General features: G+C 63.3%; 7 protein-coding genes and 1 pseudogene. 4 read left to right on the top strand and 4 right to left on the bottom strand.

What is annotated here, in order from left to right; all coding sequences use genetic code 11:
* A pseudogene (locus QQJ79_RS14800) lies at nt 1–208 on the top strand (hypothetical protein); the annotation flags it as partial.
* A 140-nt stretch (nt 209–348) separates the two neighbouring features.
* Nucleotides 349–1,020 (top strand): dioxygenase family protein, encoded by a 672-nt coding sequence (locus QQJ79_RS14795; RefSeq protein ID WP_284223695.1) that lies wholly within the window; start codon nt 349–351, stop codon nt 1,018–1,020.
* Between the two features lie 65 nt (nt 1,021–1,085).
* Here the strand turns inward: QQJ79_RS14795 and ctrA are convergent, their stop codons facing one another.
* Both ctrA and QQJ79_RS14785 read right to left on the bottom strand, forming a co-directional pair.
* Nucleotides 1,086–1,799: a response regulator transcription factor CtrA gene (gene ctrA, locus QQJ79_RS14790; RefSeq protein WP_284223694.1), complete on the bottom strand. Its 714-nt coding sequence runs from the start codon at nt 1,797–1,799 to the stop codon at nt 1,086–1,088.
* Nucleotides 1,800–2,159: 360 nt separating this feature from the next.
* Nucleotides 2,160–2,657, bottom strand: coding sequence for a hypothetical protein (locus QQJ79_RS14785; protein WP_284223693.1), 498 nt, complete (start codon nt 2,655–2,657; stop codon nt 2,160–2,162).
* Between QQJ79_RS14785 and QQJ79_RS14780 the strand changes: the two genes are divergently transcribed.
* On the top strand, nt 2,647–2,787 hold the full coding sequence (locus tag QQJ79_RS14780) for a hypothetical protein (protein WP_284223691.1): 141 nt from the start codon (nt 2,647–2,649) through the stop codon (nt 2,785–2,787). The two genes, QQJ79_RS14785 and QQJ79_RS14780, sit on opposite strands and share 11 nt — an antisense overlap.
* Before the next feature lie 70 nt (nt 2,788–2,857).
* Here the strand turns inward: QQJ79_RS14780 and QQJ79_RS14775 are convergent, their stop codons facing one another.
* Together QQJ79_RS14775 and QQJ79_RS14770 are read right to left on the bottom strand one after the other, a co-directional pair.
* Nucleotides 2,858–3,163, bottom strand: a complete 306-nt coding sequence (locus QQJ79_RS14775) for a hypothetical protein (protein WP_284223690.1) — start codon at nt 3,161–3,163, stop codon at nt 2,858–2,860.
* 239 nt (nt 3,164–3,402) lie between these two features.
* Complete coding sequence (locus tag QQJ79_RS14770; protein WP_284223689.1) at nt 3,403–4,365, bottom strand: IS1595 family transposase; 963 nt, start codon at nt 4,363–4,365, stop codon at nt 3,403–3,405.
* A 113-nt stretch (nt 4,366–4,478) separates the two neighbouring features.
* On the opposite strand from QQJ79_RS14770, the gene QQJ79_RS14765 reads away from it, so the two are divergent.
* On the top strand, nt 4,479–4,835 hold the full coding sequence (locus QQJ79_RS14765) for a chromosomal replication initiator DnaA (protein ID WP_284223688.1): 357 nt from the start codon (nt 4,479–4,481) through the stop codon (nt 4,833–4,835).
* Nucleotides 4,836–4,901: the final 66 nt, after the last annotated feature.

The following is a 4,901-nucleotide window of genomic DNA, read 5'->3' as shown; positions in this document are numbered from 1 at the left end:
CAAGGCCGGCCCCGGCCGCGACGCCCGCCCGATCCCGGAGCGCGCCTTCGACCCTCTGGCCCGCGAGCGTCCGCGCACCAGCAACAACGACCCGCGCCACACCAGCGCCCCGGCCACGGCCTCGGCCAAGCCCGACGGCGAAATCAAGCGCCGCCCGCGCCGCCGGAAGCCGTCCAACGGCGGCAAGGGCTACGCAGCCCAGGGCTGAGGCTTGAACTAACGCGAAGACAGAAGCGCCCGCCGGAGCGATCCGGCGGGCGTATTGCTTGCGCGGGCGAACAGGGCGCTCGACATACGATGACCGCGAAGTCACTCTCGACGAACGACGTTTGGCGGGGAGGACGGATGATGGACCAATTGCACAGGCGCAGGCTGATCGGCGGGCTGGGTGTCGGGCTTGTCGGGTTTGCGGCCCCCGCCATCCTGCGGGCGCAGGAGCCGGCTCGCCCTACGGCGTTCCAGATGGAAGGCCCCTTCTACCCCTACGACGACATGCCGGCCGACCAGGACTCAGACCTCGTTCGCGTGACCGGCGTCGACGCGCAGGCCATGGGTCAGGTCACCCACGTGACCGGCACCGTATGGGATCAGTTCGGCGCCCCCCGCGCCGGCGCCCTCATCGAGATCTGGCAGTGCGACCACACCGGGCGCTACCTCCACCGTGACGACCCCAACACCGACCGGTCCCGCGACGCCGGCTTCCAGGGCTATGGCAAGGCGATCACCGACGCCCGGGGCGCCTTCCACTTCCGCACGATCAAGCCGGTGTCCTATGCAGCGATCATCGACGGCGAGCAGATCTGGCGGGCGCCGCACATTCACGCCGCCGTCTCGACGCGCGGGGTCAGACGCCTGACCACCCAGTTGTATGTCGCCGGGGCACCGCAGAACGAAGCCGACATCCTGTTGCAACAGGTCACGTCCGACGAACGCGAAGGCCTCATTCGTCCCTACACGCCCGGAACCGGGTCCGAGACCGGGGCGCTGGCGGCGCACTACGATCTGATCGTGGCCGTCTGACAGCAAAACGCCCGTCGGATTGCTCCGGCGGGCGTTCTGATTTCAGCGCCGTAAACCCGAGGGGATCAGGCGGCGACGCTGACCGGTGCGGGGGCGGAACTTTCCGACGGGTCGCGCAACACATAGCCGCGGCCCCAGACGGTCTCGATATAGTGTTTGCCGCCGGCGGCCGTGGCCAGCTTCTTGCGCAGCTTGCAGATGAAGACGTCGATGATCTTCAGCTCGGGCTCGTCCATGCCGCCATAGAGGTGGTTGAGGAACATTTCCTTGGTCAGGGTGGTGCCCTTGCGGAGCGAGAGCAGCTCCAGCATCTGGTATTCCTTGCCCGTCAGATGGACGCGGTGACCGTTCACCTCGACCGTCTTGCCGTCCAGGTTCACGGCGATCTCGCCGGTGTGGATGATGGCCTGGGCGTGCCCCTTGGAGCGACGGACCACGGCGTGGGTGCGCGCGATCAGCTCGTCCTTGTGGAAGGGCTTGGTCATATAGTCGTCGGCGCCGCCGCCGAAGGTCTTGACCTTGGTCTCGATCTCCGAGGAGCCCGAGAGGATCATCACCGGCGTATTGACCTTGCCGACGCGCAGCTGACGCAGAACCTCGAGCCCGTTCATGTCGGGCAAGTTCAGGTCGAGCAGGATCAGGTCGTAGTCATAGATCTTGCCGAGATCGATGCCTTCCTCGCCGAGGTCCGTCGTGTAGACATTGAAGCCTTCCGACTTGAGCATGAGTTCGATGCTCTGCGCGGTCGCATGATCATCTTCGATAAGCAGGACGCGCATTCATGCCCCTCCAGGCAAAGCTTGACAGTAATTCCCGACATCGAATGCCGGGTAACCTTGTTCGAGAGTTAACCGAGTAAAAACTTAAGAAAGGTTAACGCCACCCCATTGAGACGAATCGTAGGCTGATTTGCGAATCGGCGTCGAGAGTCCTGAGTCAAGCGGGCCCATTTTTCAGACAGCGGGCGAGGCTTCGTCGATGCGTCCGTTTTCGACGTGTGTATAGGATTATATTCCTATCTATGCACTAAGCGTACCTGACAAATTCGGGGATACGTCCAATAATGACGTATGGAAAACTCGATTGCCGACAGGCCGGTATCCGACCCCGCAGAGACTTCGCGCCTACTCGCCGAGGTGTTAGCTTTTAGCGCCGCCGTCCAGCGACATAGCGAGGCGTTCCGCGATGTTTGCCAATGGGAGGCTGATGTTGATGGCCTCGGTCGCGATTTCGCGGACCTCGTCTAGGGTGATGGTGTGCTGCTCAAGCATATGCATCGTCGGCGTCACCTTGAGCCACGTGTAAGCCATCCAATCCGGGCCATACTCGCGAGGAGAGCCGTGGGTAAGAAGGTGGCGGCGCTTAGAAAGCGCCTCGGCCTTTTCGATGCCGTCGATTGCGGCATCCCGGAGCAGCGCTAGCCGAGGACTGACCCGAAAGACCTTCTTAAGGTACTCGGTTTTCACGCTGAACATGCGGGGCAGGTCCTTCCGGACCTCGTTTCCGCCAAAGCGATGGAAGGTTACAGCGACCATGAGGTCGATGCAGTTTTCCAGGATAGACCAGTGGATGGTGCAGGCCCCCACGGCGATGAGAATATTGTTCGAGGGCAGTTGAGGATGAGCGATGGATGACAAGGCTGAATGTCCCGATCCCACGGCTGAACGCCGCGATGAAGTGGTGAAGCGGATGCTGGCGACCCCGCCGCAACCGCACAAGCCGAAGAGGGGGCGCGAGCCGAAGCCCGCGCCGAAGGTGACGAAATGAGGATGCGGTTCTTTCGGATCGCGGTGGCGTTCGCCTTCGCCCGTATCCTTCGCATCCCCATCGCTGTTGACTATGCCCGCTTGGCGAACGGGATCAGTCCGAACAGGTCGGAGTCCTGAACGGCCCCGACCGCTCTGGCCGACTTGACGTCAGTCATGCCAACCAGCGCGAGGTCATGGTCAGGGTCGATGGCGGCTTTAACCCCCGCCGCCACATCGTCGATGTTTAGCTGGCTGTCGAAGACATAGAACGAGGTGGATTCTACCCACCACTTACCGCCCTCCGACATCGCGTGGGCGGCTTTGTGAAGGCGGTCATAGCGAGCGCCGTGGTCGCCGATGTCGGCGATGCGAAAAGTAAACCAGTACGTGGCCATTCAAGGCTCCATGAGAGCCGTGGCGCTTGACCGACCGGGGCAAATCGAGAGAGATTCGACCCGTTGAGAGACCGGCTGCCGCGCGACGGCAGTTGTTGAAACGGCGGGTGTTGGAAGCGCCCGCCGTTTCCCATTCTGACAGATTCGCGTTCTGAGAGTCCGTTAGCGATCACTCGCCCACAGGAAATGTTCTGCGCTTGTTCTTTTTGCGCCAGCGCGCGAGGCGAGCGGCCTGAAACTTAAACGTGGGCTTCGTCAGCCCGCCGATAGGTCAGGCGCTTACCGACCGTGCCCTTGAGGGCTTCGTCGGTGCGCTGGCCATCGTTGTAGCCGAGAGCGGCGCGGGTGTTGTGGCGGAAGCCGAACTCGGTGACGTAGCGGTTCAGGTGCTTCTCAGAGCAGTGCTGATACACGCCCTTCATGCCCTTCTTGAACACGCCGAAGAAGCCTTCCGCGCTGTTCGTATTCACGTCGCCACGGGCGTATTCGCCAGCGGAATGCTTCACCGTCTCATGCGAGGCGAACACGTCAGCGGAGCCCGTGTAGAGGCGGCTTTCGTCGGTGTGCAAACGGGTCGCCGGATGCACGTTGTCGCGAACCATTTTGGACACGGTCTTTTTGTCGGCCACGGCGACGTGAAAGACCTTGGCCCTGCCACCGCGCTCGACCAGAGCAACGACCGGGCGGCTGTTGCGTCCCTTCTTTTGCTTCAGGAACGGACGGCCATCGGCGCGCCTGACAGGCGTGATTGCAGGCTTGCCGAAATAGGTTTCGTCGGCCTCCACGACCTTGCCCTCGCCACCTAGCGGGGTGTCGCTGGTGTCGATCATCGCCTCGCGGATGCGGTGCGCCATGAACCAAGCCGTGCGGTAGGAGCCGAGGGCCAGTTCGCGTTGAAGCTGGAGGGCGCTGATACCCTTCTTCGAGGCGCACATGAGATGCGTCGCCAGCAGCCACTTGTTCAGGGGAACCTTGGAGTCCTCATAGACGGTGCCGATGGTTGCCGTGAACGGCTCCATGCATTCCTTGCACTTGTAGAGGCCGGGGCGTGTGCTCTTGCCCTTGAGCAGGGTGGAGCGGTCGTCACCAACCACGCCGCAATGCGGGCAGGTCCGACCCTCGGGCCAGCGCAGCTTTTCAAAGTGCGCACGGGCCGCGTCGGCGTCGTGAAAGATGGGGTCTGAAAGCGTTGCGTGGGCCATGAGCCTTTATTGCAAAGCTTGTCCGGTATGTAAAGTGCATAATTAGGATTATATTCCGTCATCAGCGCCGGCGAGACTCAATGACCGGCGCCACGGGATGACGGGAGTTTCAGATGATCGATAGCTATCGCGTGCCTGTCACGGACGCGGACCGTATCCGCGCGGGGCTGGCGTTGCAGCTGGTCGCGGCGGCGACCGGGATCAGCGTGGAGAAGATGACCGCGTCGGTGCGGCTGAAGGGACGGGCCTGCCGGGCGCGGTGGCTGGCCCTCTACACCGCCTATGTGACCTTCGGCTGGCCGCTGGACCGGGTGGCCCACGCCTTCGGCCTGAACCGGGCGACGGCGGCGGCTGCCTGCCGCTGGGCTGAGGACGGGCGCGATCATCCGTCGGTCGACGCCCTGCTCGACCGGCTGGAGTTTTGCGTGAACCAGCTTCTCGAAGCGCCCGCCTGCGAGCTGCCCGCATGACCGGCGCGGCGGCGGATGCGGGCGCCGTGGCCCGGGCGCGGCGACTGCTGGCCCGGCGCGGAGGCT

Source organism: Brevundimonas denitrificans (assembly GCF_030160755.1).
Taxonomy (GTDB): Bacteria; Pseudomonadota; Alphaproteobacteria; order Caulobacterales; family Caulobacteraceae; genus Brevundimonas; species Brevundimonas denitrificans.
The sequence above is the reverse complement of the archived record's forward strand: the minus strand, read 5'-3'. Positions and strand labels throughout refer to the sequence as shown.